We start from the raw sequence: 14,350 nt of genomic DNA, 5'->3' as shown, positions 1-14,350 counted from the left end.
CCGTCCGGTTCGGCCGATGAAGGTCGCGATGGCGAGCCTGATCGGCACCGCGATCGAATGGTATGACTACTTCGTCTACGGTCTGGCCGCCGCGATGGTCTTCGGCCCGTTGTTCTTCCCTGCCTTCTCCTCGGTCACCGGGACCCTGGCCGCCTTCGCGACGTTCTCGGTCGGGTTCGTCGCCCGGCCGCTGGGCGGGATCGTCATGGGCCACTTCGGCGACCGGATCGGTCGCAAATCCATGCTGGTGACCTCACTGCTGATGATGGGTATCGCCACTGTCGGTGTCGGCCTGCTGCCGACCTATGAGGCGATCGGCGCCTGGGCGCCCGTGCTCCTGGTGACGCTGCGGCTGATCCAGGGCCTCGGGGTCGGTGGCGAATGGGGTGGCGCGGTGCTGATGGCGGTGGAACACGCACCGCGGAACCGGAAGGGTTTCTACGGCAGCTTCCCCCAGATGGGCGTGCCGGCTGGGCTGATCCTCGCGAACGTCGCCTTTCTCGGGGTGACCGCGGGTGTCAGCGACAGCGCGTTCCTGACCTGGGGCTGGCGGGTACCGTTCCTCTTCAGCGCCGTGCTCGTGGTCGTCGGTGTGGTCATCCGCTTCACCATCACCGAAAGCCCCGACTTCGAGCGGGCGAAGGAGTCCAGCGGCACCGAACGCCTGCCGATCGTCGCCGTGCTCAGGCACAACACCGGGGCGGTCGCGCTCGGGGCCGGTGCCTTCATCGGGATCAACGCCGTCGGCTACATCTACATGGCCTACCTGCTGGCGTACTCGGACGAGGCGCTGAACCTCGACCGGAGCCTGGTTCTCACCTTCATCCTGCTGGGCTCCTGCGCCTGGCTGGTCACGGTCCCCACGGCGTCGGTGATGTCCGACCGGTACGGCAGGCGGAAGGTGCTCCTCTACGGTTCGGTCGGTCTCGCCGCCGCGGCAGCGGCCCTGTTCCCCCTTGTCGACACCGGAAGTGCCACCGTCATCCTGATCGCGCTGCTCGTCACCGGCATCGCCATGGGTACGGTCTACGGCCCGCTGGCGGCGTTGTACGCAGAACTGTTCCCGGTGCGGGTCCGCTACAGCGGTGCGTCGCTGGCCTACCAGCTCGGCGCGCTGCTGGGCGGCGGACTCGCGCCCACCGTCGCGTCCAGCCTCTACGCCAGTTGGCGTTCGTCGGTGCCGATCACGGTCTACCTGACCGCGACGACGCTCATCAGCCTCGGTTGCGTGGCCGCCGTTCGCCACCGCCACATCCGGAACTCGATGCCGGAAAGTCCATTGTCCACGGACCGCGAGTCCAGGGAAGGCGATCTTACTCGCCAGGAAGGAGAAGGTGACACAGTGCCTTTGATCGAGGTCAAGCTTTTCGAAGGACGGCTCTCGGAGGATACCGAGTCCCGGTTGATCGACTCCCTCACCGACGCGATCACCGGCGTGCTGGGGGACTCGGTCCGCGCGCAGACGTGGGTGGTCCTCGACGAAGTACCCGCTCGTCGCTGGGGTATCGGCGGATCCCCCGGATCCACTCCCGTGGCCTAGTGACAAGGCGATCGGACGACCACCCGTGGAGACGAGGAGCAGCTCGTGATGAAGTTCTACCTGATGTTCAATCCGTTCAGCTGGGAACGGATGGACGAGCCCATCAAACTCGGAGGCCGGCGCACCGACCGCTACCAGCACATGCTGGAGCAGCTCGCGGCGCATGCCGAACTCGCCGACCGCGCCGGATTCGAAGGCGTCTTCTTCAGCGAACAGCACGGGAACATCGAAGGTATCCCGGAGGTCACCGCGAACCCGGTGCTCCTGGATCTCTTCGTCGCGTCCCGGACCGAACGGCTCAAGGTCGGCCAGCTCGGGATGACCCTCCCGGTGTCCAACCCACTGCTGGTGGCCGACCAGATCGCCCAGCTCGACCAGCTGACCGGCGGACGCGCGCTGGCCGGTTTCTCCCGCGGGAACACCCCGCGCTGGGCCGACCAGTACGGCCAGCACATTCCGATGCGCGCCACCCGCTCGGACAAGTCGGAAGCCGACGAACGCAACCTGCGGGCCCTGCAGGAATGCTGGCAGATCATCAAGCTGGCCTGGACACAGGACGTGTTCAGCTTCGATGGCGAGTTCTGGAAGTTCCCTGTGCCCGGCACGAAATGGCCCTACCCCCACACCAAGACGTGGGGCGCCGGAGTCGACGAGGACGACAACCTGCTCGGTGTCAGCATCGCCCCCGGGCCGTACCAGACACCGCACCCGCGGGTGTTCGCTCCGATGTCGGGCCGGTCCGCGACCGTGCGGTTCTGGGCCCGTGAGGGCGCGACGATCATGTGCCTGACTCCCCGGGAAGATCTTGTCAAGGGCATGCTCGAGGTCTACGCCGACGAGGCGTACCAGGCCGGGCGGACACCGCGGCGCGGGGAAGGGATCATCGCCGGCGGCACGCTGTCCATCGCCGCCGACGAGGCGACCGCCCGCAAACGGGCCGACCTCATGTCCGAGTGGGATTCCATGGTGTACAGCGTCGCGCCCTACCACCTCCCGCATCCGATGGCGTTCAACGGCACGCCCACCCAGATCGTCGACCAGATCGGCCGGCTGCACAGCGAGCTGGGGATCAACGAGTTCATTCTGACCGACTACTTCCCGGCTCCGCACGGCTCCGACGTCAGCCTCGAGATGCTGCAGCTGTTCGCCGAGGAGGTCCTGCCGGCGTTCCGGGAGAAGGAGTCCTGATGCGCGTGGCCATCGACGAGCACCAGGGGTCGTTGCGCCTGAGGTTGCTCGACGCCGACGATTTCACCGCGTTCGCCGTTGTTGTCGCCGACGGCGTCGACCTGGCGCGTGCGGACCAGGAGGTACCCCAGGTGCGTTTCGACGACAGCACGCGCGCCTGGGTGGATCCGGACTGGCTTCGCGACGCTGGTGGCTGCCACACCGGCTCGCGGGCGGAGAAACTCGCAAGCATGCTCCGCTACGCCGGCACCAAGGGCTGGATCCATCCCACGTCCGGGGAGGTGGCGGCCCACGTGGTCCGGCAATCCGTCCGCGCACCCGGGACGTCGAGGTGACGGAGCACTTCACGCAGCTGGGCCTGCGCGAGCAGATCGACGCCGTCACGAGCGGGCAGGTGGAAGCGCGGTCGCTGGCCGCGGCCACCATCGACCGGGTGCGGCGGTCGAACCCCCGGTTGAACGCCGCCTGCGCGTTGTTCGACGCGGAAGCTCGCATGGAGCCGGTTCCGGGAGGAAGGCTGGCGGGGGTGCCGGTGGCCGTGAAGGACACCTTCGCACTGCCCTGGTACGCGCCGAGGGACGCGACCCCCGTGGCCTACCGGCGGCCAGGCGCGGGCGCCAGCGGAGTGTTCCGGCGCCTGCACGACGCGGGTTGCACGGTCGCCTTCGCGACCAACATGCACCAGCTGGGTTTCGGCACGACGGGACACGTCTCGGCGTACGGCCCGTGCCGCAACCCCTGGGACCTCACGCGTTGCCCCGGTGGGTCATCCAGCGGGTCGGCGGCGGCCGTGGCCGCCCGGCTGGTGCCCCTCGCGATCGGCACCGACGCCGTCGGGTCGGTGCGCATTCCCGCGTCGTACTGCGGAGTGACCGGCCTCAAGCCGACCTGGGGAGCAGTGCCCTCGGACGGCTGCGCCGGCGCGTCGTCGATGATGGCGATCGGCCCCATCACCAGAGACGCGGCCGACTGCCGTCTCGCGAGCGAAGTGCTGTTGTCGAAGCCGCTGCCACCGGGAGACCGTCGTGCGTGCATCGGACTTCCCGTCGAGGCCTACTGGAGCGACGTCGATCCTGCTGTGCTCGCCGCCTGTCGCCGCGTGATCGAGCTTCTCGGCGAGGCCGGCTGCGAGATCGTCGAGATCACCCTGCCGCGATCCACCGACCTCGCGCGAACCGCCACGACCGTACTCGGCGCGGAACGGCTGGCCCGCATGACGCCCCATTGGAGGAAGACCGTGCTTCCCACACTCCACCCGACGATTCAGCGATCATTGGAGGCCTCGATGGCCGTACCCGAACACGAGGTCGGGCGGGCCAGAGCTGCCCGGCAGGCGGCCCGTGACGCGCTCGAAGCCACGTTCGAGCACGTGGACCTCGTCGCCTGGCCCACCGTTCCGACGTCCCCGCCGGCGCTCGAGCGGCCACGGGCGGCGCTGCCCTCCGGTACGGTGTCCGCCGACCTGGCCGCGATGCGGACGACCGGTCTCGCCAACCTCACGGGCGTACCGGCGATCACGGTCCCCTGCGGGCTGGACGGCGATGGCCTGCCCGTCGGACTGATGTTCCACGCCCCGTGGCACGGTGAGGGTCTCCTCCTCGACACCGCGGAGCTGGTCGAACGGGTCACCGAGCGACGGTGGGTCGGACGCGAGCCGAACGCGGAGCCGACGCACGCGACCGCACGGCGGGTGAGCCGATGACCCCGACGTCTTCGGTGTCGCGGCCCTTCGTCGAAGGGCACGCCGTCGAGCCGGGCAGCGGGGTGGTCAGCGTGGTGCGCGAGCCCGCCACCGGTGAACCGCTCGGCCAGGTCCTGCTCGCCGACGAGGGGTGCGTCGACTCGGCGGTCCTGGCTGCGCGGCGCGCGCTCGACGGCCCGTGGCGGCGCACGTCGCCCGTGGCCCGCTCCCGGTTGCTGCACAGGCTTGCCGACGAGCTCGAGAGCCGGCACGACGCCCTGTCGCAGCTCGAAGCGCGCAACGTGGGCAAAGCGATCACCTCGGTCAGGGCAGAGGTTTCGCACGCTGTCAACACGTTCCGATACTTCGCGGCGGCCACCGCGGCCATCGAGGGGAAGTCGTCGCGACTCAACGGCGCGCTGGCATTCCAGTCATTCCGCGAACCGGTCGGCGTGGTGGCCCAGATCGTCCCGTGGAACTACCCGCTCCTGATGGCTGCCTGGAAGGTGGCTCCGGCGCTGGCCGCGGGCTGCACGGTCGTGCTCAAACCGGATCCGGCCACACCGTTGACCGCGCTCCGGCTCGCTGAACTGGCACTCGTCGCCGGCATCCCGCCCGGAGTGCTGAACGTGATACCGGCCGACGGGCCGCGCGTGGGCTCCCATCTGGTCCGCCACGCCGGTGTCGACAGGGTCGCGTTCACCGGTTCGACGGTGACCGGCGGCGAGGTCATGCGGCTGGCCGCCGACCCGGTCAAGCGGGTCTCGCTCGAGCTCGGCGGCAAGAGCCCCACGGTCGTGTTCGCCGATGCGGATCTCGACGACGCGGTGCCGGGCGCGGTCTGGGGTGCGTTCACCTGCGCTGGACAGAGCTGCGAGGCCCGCTCGCGCGTGCTCGTCGAGGACGAGGTGTTCGACCGGTTTCTGGAGCGTTTCGCCGACCAGTCCCGAAGCCTGCGCGTGGGCGACCCCCTCGACCCGGACACGGTGGTGGGCTCACTGATCTCCACCGCCCACCGCGAGCGGGTTCATGGTTTCGTCGAACGGGCCCGGGTCGGCGGTGCCCAGGTCCTGCTCGGCGGTGCGGTCCCGTCAGGGCCGGGCGCGTTCTACCCGCCCACGGTGGTCCTTGCGCCGCAGGACGCCGAGATCGTGCAGGAGGAGGTCTTCGGCCCGGTCGTGACCGTCCAGCGGTTCCGCGGCGAGGACGAGGCGGTCAGGCTCGCCAACGACACGAAATACGGCCTGTTCGCGACACTCTGGACTCGTGATCCCGGCCGGGCCCAGCGCACCGCGGCGGGCGTCACGGCCGGAACGGTCGGGATCAACCACCCCTACACGACGTTCCCGGGCGTGCCGTTCGGCGGATTCAAGCAGTCCGGGTTCGGCCGTGAGTTCGCGGCGGAGACACTCTCCGAGTACCTCGAGAGCAAGAGCGTCCTGACCTGGACGAGCCGGCGCCCGGCCAACCCCTTTTCGTTGACACGACGACACACCGAGGAGTGACGATGGCAGAGACGAAGCCCACGACCGGAAGCGAGGAAGAGGCCGTCACCGCCGTGATGCGGAGCTTTTCCCGGGCGGTCGGCACATTCGACGCGGACCTGATGGTGTCCTTGTGGGACCCCGCGGCCGAGACGATCGTGTACCAGCCCGAGGAACTGCACCACGCCATCTACAGCCGCGACGCCCTGCACAGCTACATCCGGAACCTTCCCCACGTCATCCGCGGCCTGTACGACACCCGGGTCGTGGATCGCAAGCTCGAAGTGTGCGGGGAGTTCGCCCACGCCTACGTTCGGTTCTGGTGTCGCATCGAGCGGCCCGACGACGAGCCCGTGGACGGGCAGGTCCGCCAGACCTACCTGCTGCGGAAGCGTCCGAGCGGCTGGTTCTTCGTGCAATATCATGAGTCCCGCCAGGTGCCGGGATTCGCGACACCGCCGAGCCGAACGGAAACGTGAACGACCATAATGCGATCTGAACGAGGACAGCGCGACACCCCTCGACGTCGCGATCTCATCGAGATCGCGACGGACCTCATCAGCGAGATCGGCTACGAACAGGCCACCGTCCGCATGATCGCCGATCGAATGGGAATCAAGAGCGGCAGCCTCTACTCCCACATCTCCAGCAAGGAGGACGTTCTTTACAAGATCATCCTCGACGTCGCGGGGGACTTCCTGGAGCGGGCTGACCGCGCGACAGAGGGCGTCCACGACCCCGAGGAGCGGCTGCGAGCTCTGTGCCGGTCCCATCTGGAGATGATCCGGGACCGTCGTCCGGCCGTGCGGGTCTACTTCGACGAATGGCGCAAACTCGGCGACGCCAACCAGGCCGAGGTGATCCGGCTCCGGGAACGGTACGAGGACGGCTTCCGCCTGGCGATCGCCGACGGGATCGAAACCAAGGCGTTCGACGCTGACCCGCAGCTGGGTGCGCGGGTCCTGCTTTCCACGTTGAACTGGGCGCCGTCCTGGTACGTCGCGGACGGGAAACTGAGCCCGCGTGAGGTGGCCGACCAGCTCTTGGAGGTCATCCTGCGTGGGCTGTACACGCGCGGATAGGCGCGGCCAGAACCGCGCCCAGGAGGAGTTGAGGATGAGCCGCGGCGACGACATCCCACAGGCGGTCTCGGATATCGCGAACGGCAGGCCGGTCATCGTCGTTGACGACGGCGACCGCGACGACGAAGGTGACCTGGTTTTCGCGGCGGCCGCGGCGACGCCGGAGCTCGTCGCGTTCGCGGTCCGCCACACGTCCGGGTTCGTCTGCACCGCACTGCCCGCCCAGGTCGCCGACCGGCTGCGGCTTCCACCGATGACGGCCGTCAACCAGAACGTCCGCGGAACGGACCACGCGGTCACGGTGGACGCGCGCGACGGAGTGACCACGGGGATCTCGGCCAGGGACCGAGCTCGGACCATCAGGTTACTGGCCGACCCCGGCGCGTCGCCGCGGTCGTTTTCCCGTCCTGGTCATGTCGTGCCGCTGCGTGCCTGCGCGGGCGGTGTGCTCCGCAGGCCAGGGCACACGGAAGCGGCCGTCGACCTGGCGAGGCTGGCGGGGTGGGCGCCGGTGGCGGCGTTGAGCAGGATCGTCTCACCGACCGACGACCGCGGCATGGCTCGCCTCGACGAGCTCATCGTGTTCGCGAAGTGCCACGACCTGAGGTTGGTCACCGTCGCCGACCTTGTGGAACACCTGAGGAGGACCGGCCCACCGCAAGCCCTCGGCGACGACCCGCATCATCGGCTACCTGGACCCCTCACGTGCGACTGCGGTCGCGCCGATCTGCTGGCACGGCCCGACTACGTCGCATCGCGACAGGGATAACCGGCCCCGCGGGGCGGAACCCAGCTCGACCACCGCGGCACGCCGGATGGCGACGTACCCTGCGGTTGCCGTCTTTCATTCACGACTGTGGACTGTGGAGACGGGCGACGCCGGTGATTCGGGTTCGTCCTCCCGGGTTGGGTTCGTGAGCCGCGGCGACGGCTGCGTCCCGAGTGCGCAGCCGGTCCGCCCAGACGACGGGGGCTTACGATCCTGACCTCGACTCCCTGCCGGCAGCGCAATACGATCCCGCTCGGGCGCGCCAGCTTCTCGCCGAAGCCGGACTGCCGAACGGGTTCTCGTTCGAACTGCAGACCGGCACGATGCAAACGTGGACTCCGGCTCGGCCCGACCCGGCCGAGCTCGTCACAACGTTCTACGTGCCCGGCGGCCTGTTCAATCGAGGGAGTCGACTTCCGGGATGGGGACGAGGTGGTTGCGTCGGAACCAGCCGATCTGCCCCTCGACGCCGCCCTTCTCGTGCGCACCTTGGATTCCGGGCTGGCAATAGAAGGCTTCGATGCCGTAGTGGGAACGGACGGCGGTCCACCTGTCGGCCTCGACCCGCTGGCGGGAGAACCCGATCACGCTCGCGACGGCGGCCTTGAGGTTGTCGTAGCGGATCTTCCCGGTCGGCACCCCGCCGAGCACGTTGAAGGCGTGGACGTGACCCTCGAAGAAGGCTTCCTGCCCAGCCGAGGCACTGACCCTGTGCACGGCCTTGCCCGAGTAGGAGAGCCGAAGGCTGAACAGCGCGCAGGTTACGAGCTCGCCGCGCAGGCGGATGGCGACGTCGCCGAAGTCAACCTCGGCCTCGTGGCCCGGGAGGTGCTCTTGCGGGATGAACGCGTTGGCAGGTTCCCGTCCGACCTCGACGCGAATCTCACGGCGTCGGGTGGCGACGTACTCGCGGACCATCCAGTACGACACCACCCCGGCCCCGTCATGTTCGTCAAGCAGTCGATCGAAGATCCGCTTCGCCGTGTGTCGCTGCTTCCGCGGCGCGTCGAGGTCCGAGCGCAGCCAGTCGTCGATCACCACTCGGTACGCGTCAAGCCGTGAGCCGCGTTTGGGCGGTTGCCTTCTCTCCTTCGGCCATGCAGATTCCAGCGCCGCTGTCACGGTTCGGAAGCCGACGCCGTGCTTGCGCTGCAGCGCGCGGTTGGACATCCCAGATTGGGCATCCCGTCGGATCGCCGCGTACAGGTCGACCCGGGAACGCGGCTGCGTCATCGGTGGCACTCCTGACGTGAGCACGCCGTGGGCACGACTTTCGGCACCGGGCCACCGCCCGGGAACGGTGACCGCATGCGACCACAGCCCGGAATCACTGGCCCTACCGAGGTGCCTGGTCATGTGCTGCGCATGGCTTCGGCGGGCGGTACTGAGTCGGCCCGGAGTGCGGGGTACGACCGACGACGGAGCCGATGAGCAGCGAGTAGGCCAGGTCGAGTCCCACTGAAGCCCAGGTCAGTACGACGGCCCGGCCTTGCGTGGCGACGAAGACGTTGGTGACCAGCACGCCCAGGATCAGGCCTGTGATGCCGCCGACGACATCAACCTCGACACCACCTGTCCGCCCCGTTTCCCTGGCGCGACGAAGATCTGCTTGCGCGGTGCCTAATCGGTCTCACGGTCCCCTACATGGCAGGCCTGCCCTCGGACTTCTCGGCCACGCCGGTGAGGGCACGTTCCTGACCCAGGACGAGCAGGTCGCGGTCATCGGCACGCTGGTCGAGGCGGTCGACGGAGCGGTGCCGATCATCGCGGGCATCACCGCTGAGGGCACGGCCGTGGCCGCTGCCGAAGCGGTGCGGGCGGTGGAGGCGGGCGCGGCCGCAGGCCTGGTGTATCCCTCCCACGGCTGGTTGCGGTTCGGCTTCCAGCCGGGTGCCCCGCAGGATCGCTACCGGGCGATCCACGAGGAGTCCGGGCTGCCGTTGATCCTGTTCCAGTACCCCGACGTGACCAAGGCCAGCTACGACCTGCCCACGCAGCTGGAGATCGCCGCGCAGCCCGGCGTGTTCGCGACCAAGAACGGCGTGCGCAACATGCGCCGGTGGGACACCGAGATCCCGGTGCTGCGGGCCGAGCATCCGGATCTGCAGATCCTCACCTGCCATGACGAGTACCTGCTGCACACGATGTTCGACGTCGACGGTGCGCTCGTCGGTTATGGTGGCCTCGCCCCGGAGCCGCTGCTCGAACTCATCGCCGCGGGCAAGGCGCGGGACTACGTCGCGGCGCGGGCCGTCCACGACCGGCTGCTGCGGTGACGAAGGCGGTGTATCACCGCGGCTCGCACATGGAGGGCACCGTCGCTCTAAAGCTCGGTCTCAAGGCACGCGGCATCCTGCCGTCGGCGACCGTGCGATCTCCGCTGATCGACCTGTCGGCCGAGGCCGAGGAAGAAATCGCGCTGGCGCTCAAGAGCGCCGAACTGATCTGAGCCGCCGCGGCGGAGAAACTCCGGCCGGTGACAATGAAGTCCCGACGAACTCCACGTCCCACGTGGAGGGCGAGGAATGATCGACATGTCCGACGCAGTGCCAACCTCCCGCTCCACGGGTGCTGGATCGCCGCCCGCGCCCGCCTCGCGTCCTGGGCGCAGGTTCCGGTTCCTCCGGGCGCTTGCGCTGATGGGTCCCGCGTTCATCGCCGGGGCCTGGCAGTTCGGCCCTGGCAACCTCACCTCGGCCGTCCAGGCGGGCAGTAGTTTCGGCTACGCCCTGATCTGGGTCATCGTGGTCTCGACCGCGCTGATGATCATGTTCACCGACATGAGCGTGCGCATCGCGATCGTATCCCGTAGCTCGGTCGTCGAGACCGTCAAGCAGACCCTCGGCCGTCCCGTCGGCACGGCCGCCGGGATCGGCGTCTTCGCGATCACGCTGATGTTCGCGGTGGGCAACGCCGTGGGGGCCGGGCTCGGCCTCTCTCTGGTACTGGGCGGCTCGCCGGTGTGGTGGACACTGGCCTGCACCGCCGTGGTCGCCGCCGTGCTGCTCACCCGCGGCCGCTACGGCGTCGTCGAGAAGGTGCTGCTCGCGATCGTGGCCACGATGGCGGTGTGCTTCGTCGTCACGGCGGTGCTCAGCAGGCCCGCCTGGGGCGACGCGGCCGCCGGTCTCCTGCCGACGATCCCCGAAGGCACCGGGCTGCTGCTGGTCGCGCTGGTCGGCACGAACTTCTCGATCAACGCCGCCTTCTATACCGGCTATGCCTCCCGTGAGCGCGGACTGCGACGCGACCAGTACCGGCAAACCACGCTGGCCGACACCATTCCCGGCATCGTCGCCCCCGGGGTGATGACCGCGCTGGTCATCATCGCGGCCGCCGCGGTCCTCGGGGGAGACGACAGCGCCAGCCTCGCCCAGTTGGCCGGGGTTCTCGACCCCATCGCGGGCGACGCGGGGCGGATCATCTTCGCGCTCGGCTTCTTCGGCGCCGCGTTCTCGTCGATGATCGCCAACGCCACCGCGGGAGGCACACTGCTCTCCGATGGCCTGGGCTGGGGCAACCAGCTCTCCTCGATGCGCGTGCGCGCCGGCATTGTCGGGGTGCTGGCCTTTGGCGCGCTCATCGCCGCGGTCGCCGGCGGGTCGCCGGTGCAGCTGATCATCACCGCCCAGGCGCTCACCGTCGTGGTCGCGCCCCTGCTCGGTGTCCTGCTGGTCATCCTCGCCAACAACCGCAGGCTCATGGGCGAGCTGCGCAACCGCTGGTGGCAGAACGCCATCTCGGCCATCGGCCTCCTGGCGATCCTCGCCACCTGCTACCGCCTGATCACCAGTTTCTGACCAGAGGGTGTTGCGGAAGCGACGCAGTTCGGCACGGCGGCTGACCGGGTGGCAGGGCCGCCCGGTCACGTCGTGTCCGGCCTCGCGAGACACCGCACGACGCGCCGAGCAACAAGCCTTGATCTCATCAGGCCGAGCCCGTGGCGCAGGCTGCCGGAACCACGGCCCGCACTGACGTTCGCCCTGCGGTGCCGCTGCCGTCCGCCGCCCTCGGGCCAGTGGCGCTGGCACCCGGTCGAGGGATGCCAGGCACTTCTCCCTTTACATTTGCCCGATTTGTCCCATACTCGGCGATGAGGGGAGTACTTCCCGAAGACCAGGCCGGTCAGTACGGACATCCAGGAGTGTTCCCGGCGGGTCGCCCGCTTGGCGGGTGAAGGAGACCTCGAACCGTGACGCGTGTTCGAGGAGGATCCGATGTACCCGCATTCCGTCCCCGCCCCGGCGCTGGAGTCGATCGGGTCACCGCTGCTGTGGACGCTCAGCATCGTGGTGCTCGTGGCCCTGCTGGTGGCGGATTTTCTGGTCACCCGCCGCCCCCATGAGGTGTCGATGCGTGAGGCCGCGGGCTGGTCGGTGTTCTATCTGGCGTTGCCACTGCTGTTCGCCGGCGGGCTGTGGCTGAGCGTCGGTGGCGGACAGGCGCTGGAGTTCACCACCGGCTTCGTGGTGGAGAAGTCCCTGTCCGTGGACAACCTGTTCGTCTTCATGCTTCTGCTGGCCGCCTTCGCCGTGCCGGCCGAGATCCAGCAGCGGGTCCTGCTCTACGGCATCATCGGCGCCCTCGTCCTGCGCGGCGTCTTCATCGCCGCCGGCGCCGCGCTCCTGAACGCCGGCACGTGGGCGTTCCTGGTCTTCGGCGCGATCCTGTTCGCCTCCGCGATCAAGATCCTGCACGAGGCGCTCACCGGCCAGGGCCTCGAGCGTGACGTCTCACGGATGCGTTCGGTTCGCCTGCTGCGCAAGTTGATGCCCGTCACCGACGGCTACCGGGGGACCCGCATGCTCGTCACCGAGCGCGGCCGGCGCGCGCTGACCCCGCTCACCGTCGTGGTCGTCGCGGTCTTCGCCACCGACGTGGTGTTCGCCGTCGACTCCGTGCCCGCCGTGTACGGCATCACCGAAGATCCTTACCTCGTCTTCACCACCAACGCCTTCGCCCTGCTGGGGCTGCGCGCGCTGTACTTCGTGCTCCACGCGGTACTGGCCAGGCTGACCCACCTCAACCACGGCCTCGCCCTCATCCTCGCGTTCATCGGGGTCAAGCTCGTCCTGCACTGGGCGCACGGGATCTGGCCCGCCGTACCGGAGATACCCACTCTCTTCTCGCTGGCGGTCATCGTGCTCATCCTCGCCACGGTCACCCTGACCAGCCTGCGCTCCCGCGCCGGTGCCACACAGCGAGAGATCCGGAGTTGACCCATGTTCACCGAATTCCTCATCGAACTCGGCCTCACCATCCTGCTGCTGGCCGCCATGACCATCACCGGCGCGGTGCTGCTCACCATCCGCCCACCCCGCCCACCCCACCGCTAGCCGGGCCTGGACAACCGCGAGGGGCCGAACACGCCACCGAACGCTCCGGCCCGCTCGTCGGGGCTGCGTGCGTCCTCGGCCACGGCCCCCCGGCGGCCGGTCCGCCGGACCCCTCGTTATTGGAAACAATTGTCAGTTAGGGTAGGGTTCGACTGGTTGGCCGCCGCGAGGGAACGAGGTCCCATGAAGGTTCGCAGGTCGCTTCGATCGCTGAAGCAGAAGCCGGGGGCGCAGGTCGTTCGCCGGCACGGCAAGGTCTTCGTGATCAACAAGCGCGATCCGCGGTACAAGGCACGTCAGGGTTGATCGTCCTGGCCGGACACGTCGCGTCCACTGTGCTTGGTGGCCACATCGGGACGACCATCCGCGCCACCGGTCATGTCGGCACGTGCTCCCTCAGAGCAGCGCCCATGCCGAGGTGAGCGCCTGGCGCAGGATCTGCTCGATCTCGTCGAACCGTGCCTGGCCACAGACCAGGGGAGGGGACAGCTGGATCACGGTTCGCCTCGGTCGTCGGCACGGCAGTAGAGTCCGGCGTCGAACACCGCGCCGGAGAGGAAGCCACGCAGCACGCGTTCGGACTCGCCGGTGTCGAAGCTCGGGTCGATCGTCACCGACTGGTTCTACGATTCCCGCGGCCTGCAGTGGAAGGAGAACGCGGGCTATTACAACGACCAGGAACCCGGCACGACCTTGCTCGGCGTCCTGGACAACGCCGTGCCGAATCAGACGATCCACGAGTTCGACTCGCTGGCACGGGAGACCGCCACCGTGTACCGCAAGCTGGCGGTGGAACAGTGGCGCACCACCACAATCCCTTCTGGCGTGTGCGCATGGGCGGGATTGTCACGGGCAGTAGGGCTGTGTGGGGCAGCGCGTGGGTGGAGGCAGACGATCTCAACGTCGGCGAGGTCCTCCGGCCGGCCGACGGCCGCCACGCCGTCGTCGTCGACACCCGGGAGCGCTAACGTCACCGGATCGTTCACAACCTCACTATCAACCTCGACCACACCTGCCACGTGGTCGTAGGCGGGACCGATACCCTCGTCCACAACACGGGCGGCAGGGAAGGATGCAGTGATGCCGCCTACCAGGGCGTGCTGCACATTCGCGAGGAGACCGAGAAGGAAGTAAAAAGCAGGAAGCCCAACAATCACCGTTTCGATATGTCAGACGATGAACTTGCAAGACTACCTCGACATTTTGCGGGAAGAGGAGACGGTACTCGGTTCAAGGATGGAACTACAGGTTGGTATGACAGAGAACGAGG

At 68.4% G+C, this 14,350-nt stretch carries 14 protein-coding genes and 2 pseudogenes; 13 read left to right on the top strand and 3 right to left on the bottom strand.

Features of this window, described 5'->3' with window-relative positions; translation table 11 throughout:
- Positions 1–16: 16 nt before the first annotated feature.
- The 8 genes and pseudogenes from BAY60_RS30170 to ribB all read left to right on the top strand — a co-directional run.
- Entirely contained in the window at positions 17–1,540 is a 1,524-nt protein-coding gene (locus BAY60_RS30170) for an MFS transporter (protein WP_245992885.1), read from the top strand.
- 48 nt (positions 1,541–1,588) lie between these two features.
- Positions 1,589–2,728: an LLM class flavin-dependent oxidoreductase gene (locus tag BAY60_RS30165; protein ID WP_112284807.1), complete on the top strand. Its 1,140-nt coding sequence runs from the start codon at positions 1,589–1,591 to the stop codon at positions 2,726–2,728.
- Positions 2,729–2,733: 5 nt separating this feature from the next.
- Positions 2,734–3,063 (top strand): hypothetical protein, encoded by a 330-nt coding sequence (locus BAY60_RS37390; RefSeq protein WP_170160614.1) that lies wholly within the window; start codon positions 2,734–2,736, stop codon positions 3,061–3,063.
- Entirely contained in the window at positions 3,060–4,430 is a 1,371-nt protein-coding gene (locus BAY60_RS30160; protein ID WP_170160613.1) for an amidase, read from the top strand. The genes BAY60_RS37390 and BAY60_RS30160 overlap by 4 nt, the downstream gene beginning before the upstream one ends.
- Positions 4,427–5,914 (top strand): aldehyde dehydrogenase family protein, encoded by a 1,488-nt coding sequence (locus BAY60_RS30155; RefSeq protein WP_146771110.1) that lies wholly within the window; start codon positions 4,427–4,429, stop codon positions 5,912–5,914. Before BAY60_RS30160 ends, BAY60_RS30155 begins: the two co-directional genes overlap by 4 nt.
- Positions 5,915–5,916: 2 nt before the next feature.
- Positions 5,917–6,372, top strand: coding sequence for a YybH family protein (locus tag BAY60_RS30150; RefSeq protein ID WP_112284804.1), 456 nt, complete (start codon positions 5,917–5,919; stop codon positions 6,370–6,372).
- Positions 6,373–6,381: 9 nt separating this feature from the next.
- Positions 6,382–6,975, top strand: coding sequence for a TetR/AcrR family transcriptional regulator (locus BAY60_RS30145; protein ID WP_112284803.1), 594 nt, complete (start codon positions 6,382–6,384; stop codon positions 6,973–6,975).
- Between the two features lie 34 nt (positions 6,976–7,009).
- Positions 7,010–7,624 (top strand): annotated as a pseudogene (gene ribB, locus BAY60_RS30140) (3,4-dihydroxy-2-butanone-4-phosphate synthase); the annotation flags it as partial.
- Positions 7,625–8,140: 516 nt separating this feature from the next.
- Here ribB and istA read toward each other — a convergent pair.
- The gene (gene istA, locus BAY60_RS30135) at positions 8,141–8,977 is read right to left on the bottom strand and encodes an IS21 family transposase (protein WP_211330521.1); all 837 of its coding nucleotides are present in this window, start codon (positions 8,975–8,977) and stop codon (positions 8,141–8,143) included.
- Positions 8,978–9,360: 383 nt separating this feature from the next.
- Here istA and BAY60_RS30130 point away from each other — a divergent pair, with 383 nt between their 5' ends.
- The 5 genes from BAY60_RS30130 to ykgO all read left to right on the top strand — a co-directional run bounded on the left by BAY60_RS30130 (position 9,361) and on the right by ykgO (position 13,386).
- A complete protein-coding gene (locus BAY60_RS30130) occupies positions 9,361–10,020 on the top strand; it encodes a dihydrodipicolinate synthase family protein (RefSeq protein WP_245992884.1) in 660 nt (219 codons plus the stop codon).
- Positions 10,017–10,193 (top strand): hypothetical protein, encoded by a 177-nt coding sequence (locus BAY60_RS38135; protein ID WP_245992883.1) that lies wholly within the window; start codon positions 10,017–10,019, stop codon positions 10,191–10,193. Before BAY60_RS30130 ends, BAY60_RS38135 begins: the two co-directional genes overlap by 4 nt.
- Positions 10,194–10,383: 190 nt before the next feature.
- Entirely contained in the window at positions 10,384–11,544 is a 1,161-nt protein-coding gene (locus tag BAY60_RS30125; protein ID WP_245992882.1) for an Nramp family divalent metal transporter, read from the top strand.
- A gap of 417 nt (positions 11,545–11,961) precedes the next feature.
- A complete protein-coding gene (locus BAY60_RS30120; protein ID WP_112285563.1) occupies positions 11,962–12,963 on the top strand; it encodes a TerC/Alx family metal homeostasis membrane protein in 1,002 nt (333 codons plus the stop codon).
- Positions 12,964–13,263: 300 nt separating this feature from the next.
- The gene (ykgO, locus tag BAY60_RS30115) at positions 13,264–13,386 is read left to right on the top strand and encodes a type B 50S ribosomal protein L36 (RefSeq protein ID WP_112284801.1); all 123 of its coding nucleotides are present in this window, start codon (positions 13,264–13,266) and stop codon (positions 13,384–13,386) included.
- A gap of 90 nt (positions 13,387–13,476) precedes the next feature.
- On the opposite strand, the pseudogene BAY60_RS30110 reads toward ykgO, so the two are convergent.
- Together BAY60_RS30110 and BAY60_RS36885 are read right to left on the bottom strand one after the other, a co-directional pair.
- Positions 13,477–13,679, bottom strand: a pseudogene (locus BAY60_RS30110) (aspartate aminotransferase family protein); the annotation flags it as partial.
- Positions 13,680–13,805: 126 nt separating this feature from the next.
- Positions 13,806–14,186, bottom strand: a complete 381-nt coding sequence (locus BAY60_RS36885) for a hypothetical protein (protein ID WP_146771109.1) — start codon at positions 14,184–14,186, stop codon at positions 13,806–13,808.
- Positions 14,187–14,350: the final 164 nt, after the last annotated feature.

The sequence above is a fragment of the Prauserella muralis genome (assembly GCF_003202285.1).
In the GTDB taxonomy this organism is placed as follows: Bacteria; Actinomycetota; Actinomycetes; order Mycobacteriales; family Pseudonocardiaceae; genus Prauserella_B; species Prauserella_B muralis.
This window is presented reverse-complemented; position numbering and strand designations above follow the sequence as displayed.

Bases quoted from the DNA above. Each gene is read 5' to 3' on its own strand.
- ykgO (WP_112284801.1), top strand. From the start codon at position 13,264: ATGAAGGTTCGCAGGTCGCTTCGATCGCTGAAGCAGAAGCCGGGGGCG.
- BAY60_RS30120 (WP_112285563.1), top strand. From the start codon at position 11,962: ATGTACCCGCATTCCGTCCCCGCCCCGGCGCTGGAGTCGATCGGGTCA.
- BAY60_RS30125 (WP_245992882.1), top strand. From the start codon at position 10,384: ATGGGTCCCGCGTTCATCGCCGGGGCCTGGCAGTTCGGCCCTGGCAAC.
- BAY60_RS30150 (WP_112284804.1), top strand. From the start codon at position 5,917: ATGGCAGAGACGAAGCCCACGACCGGAAGCGAGGAAGAGGCCGTCACC.
- BAY60_RS30155 (WP_146771110.1), top strand. From the start codon at position 4,427: ATGACCCCGACGTCTTCGGTGTCGCGGCCCTTCGTCGAAGGGCACGCC.
- istA (WP_211330521.1), bottom strand. From the start codon at position 8,977: ATGACGCAGCCGCGTTCCCGGGTCGACCTGTACGCGGCGATCCGACGG.
- BAY60_RS30170 (WP_245992885.1), top strand. From the start codon at position 17: ATGAAGGTCGCGATGGCGAGCCTGATCGGCACCGCGATCGAATGGTAT.
- BAY60_RS30145 (WP_112284803.1), top strand. From the start codon at position 6,382: ATGCGATCTGAACGAGGACAGCGCGACACCCCTCGACGTCGCGATCTC.
- BAY60_RS30165 (WP_112284807.1), top strand. From the start codon at position 1,589: ATGAAGTTCTACCTGATGTTCAATCCGTTCAGCTGGGAACGGATGGAC.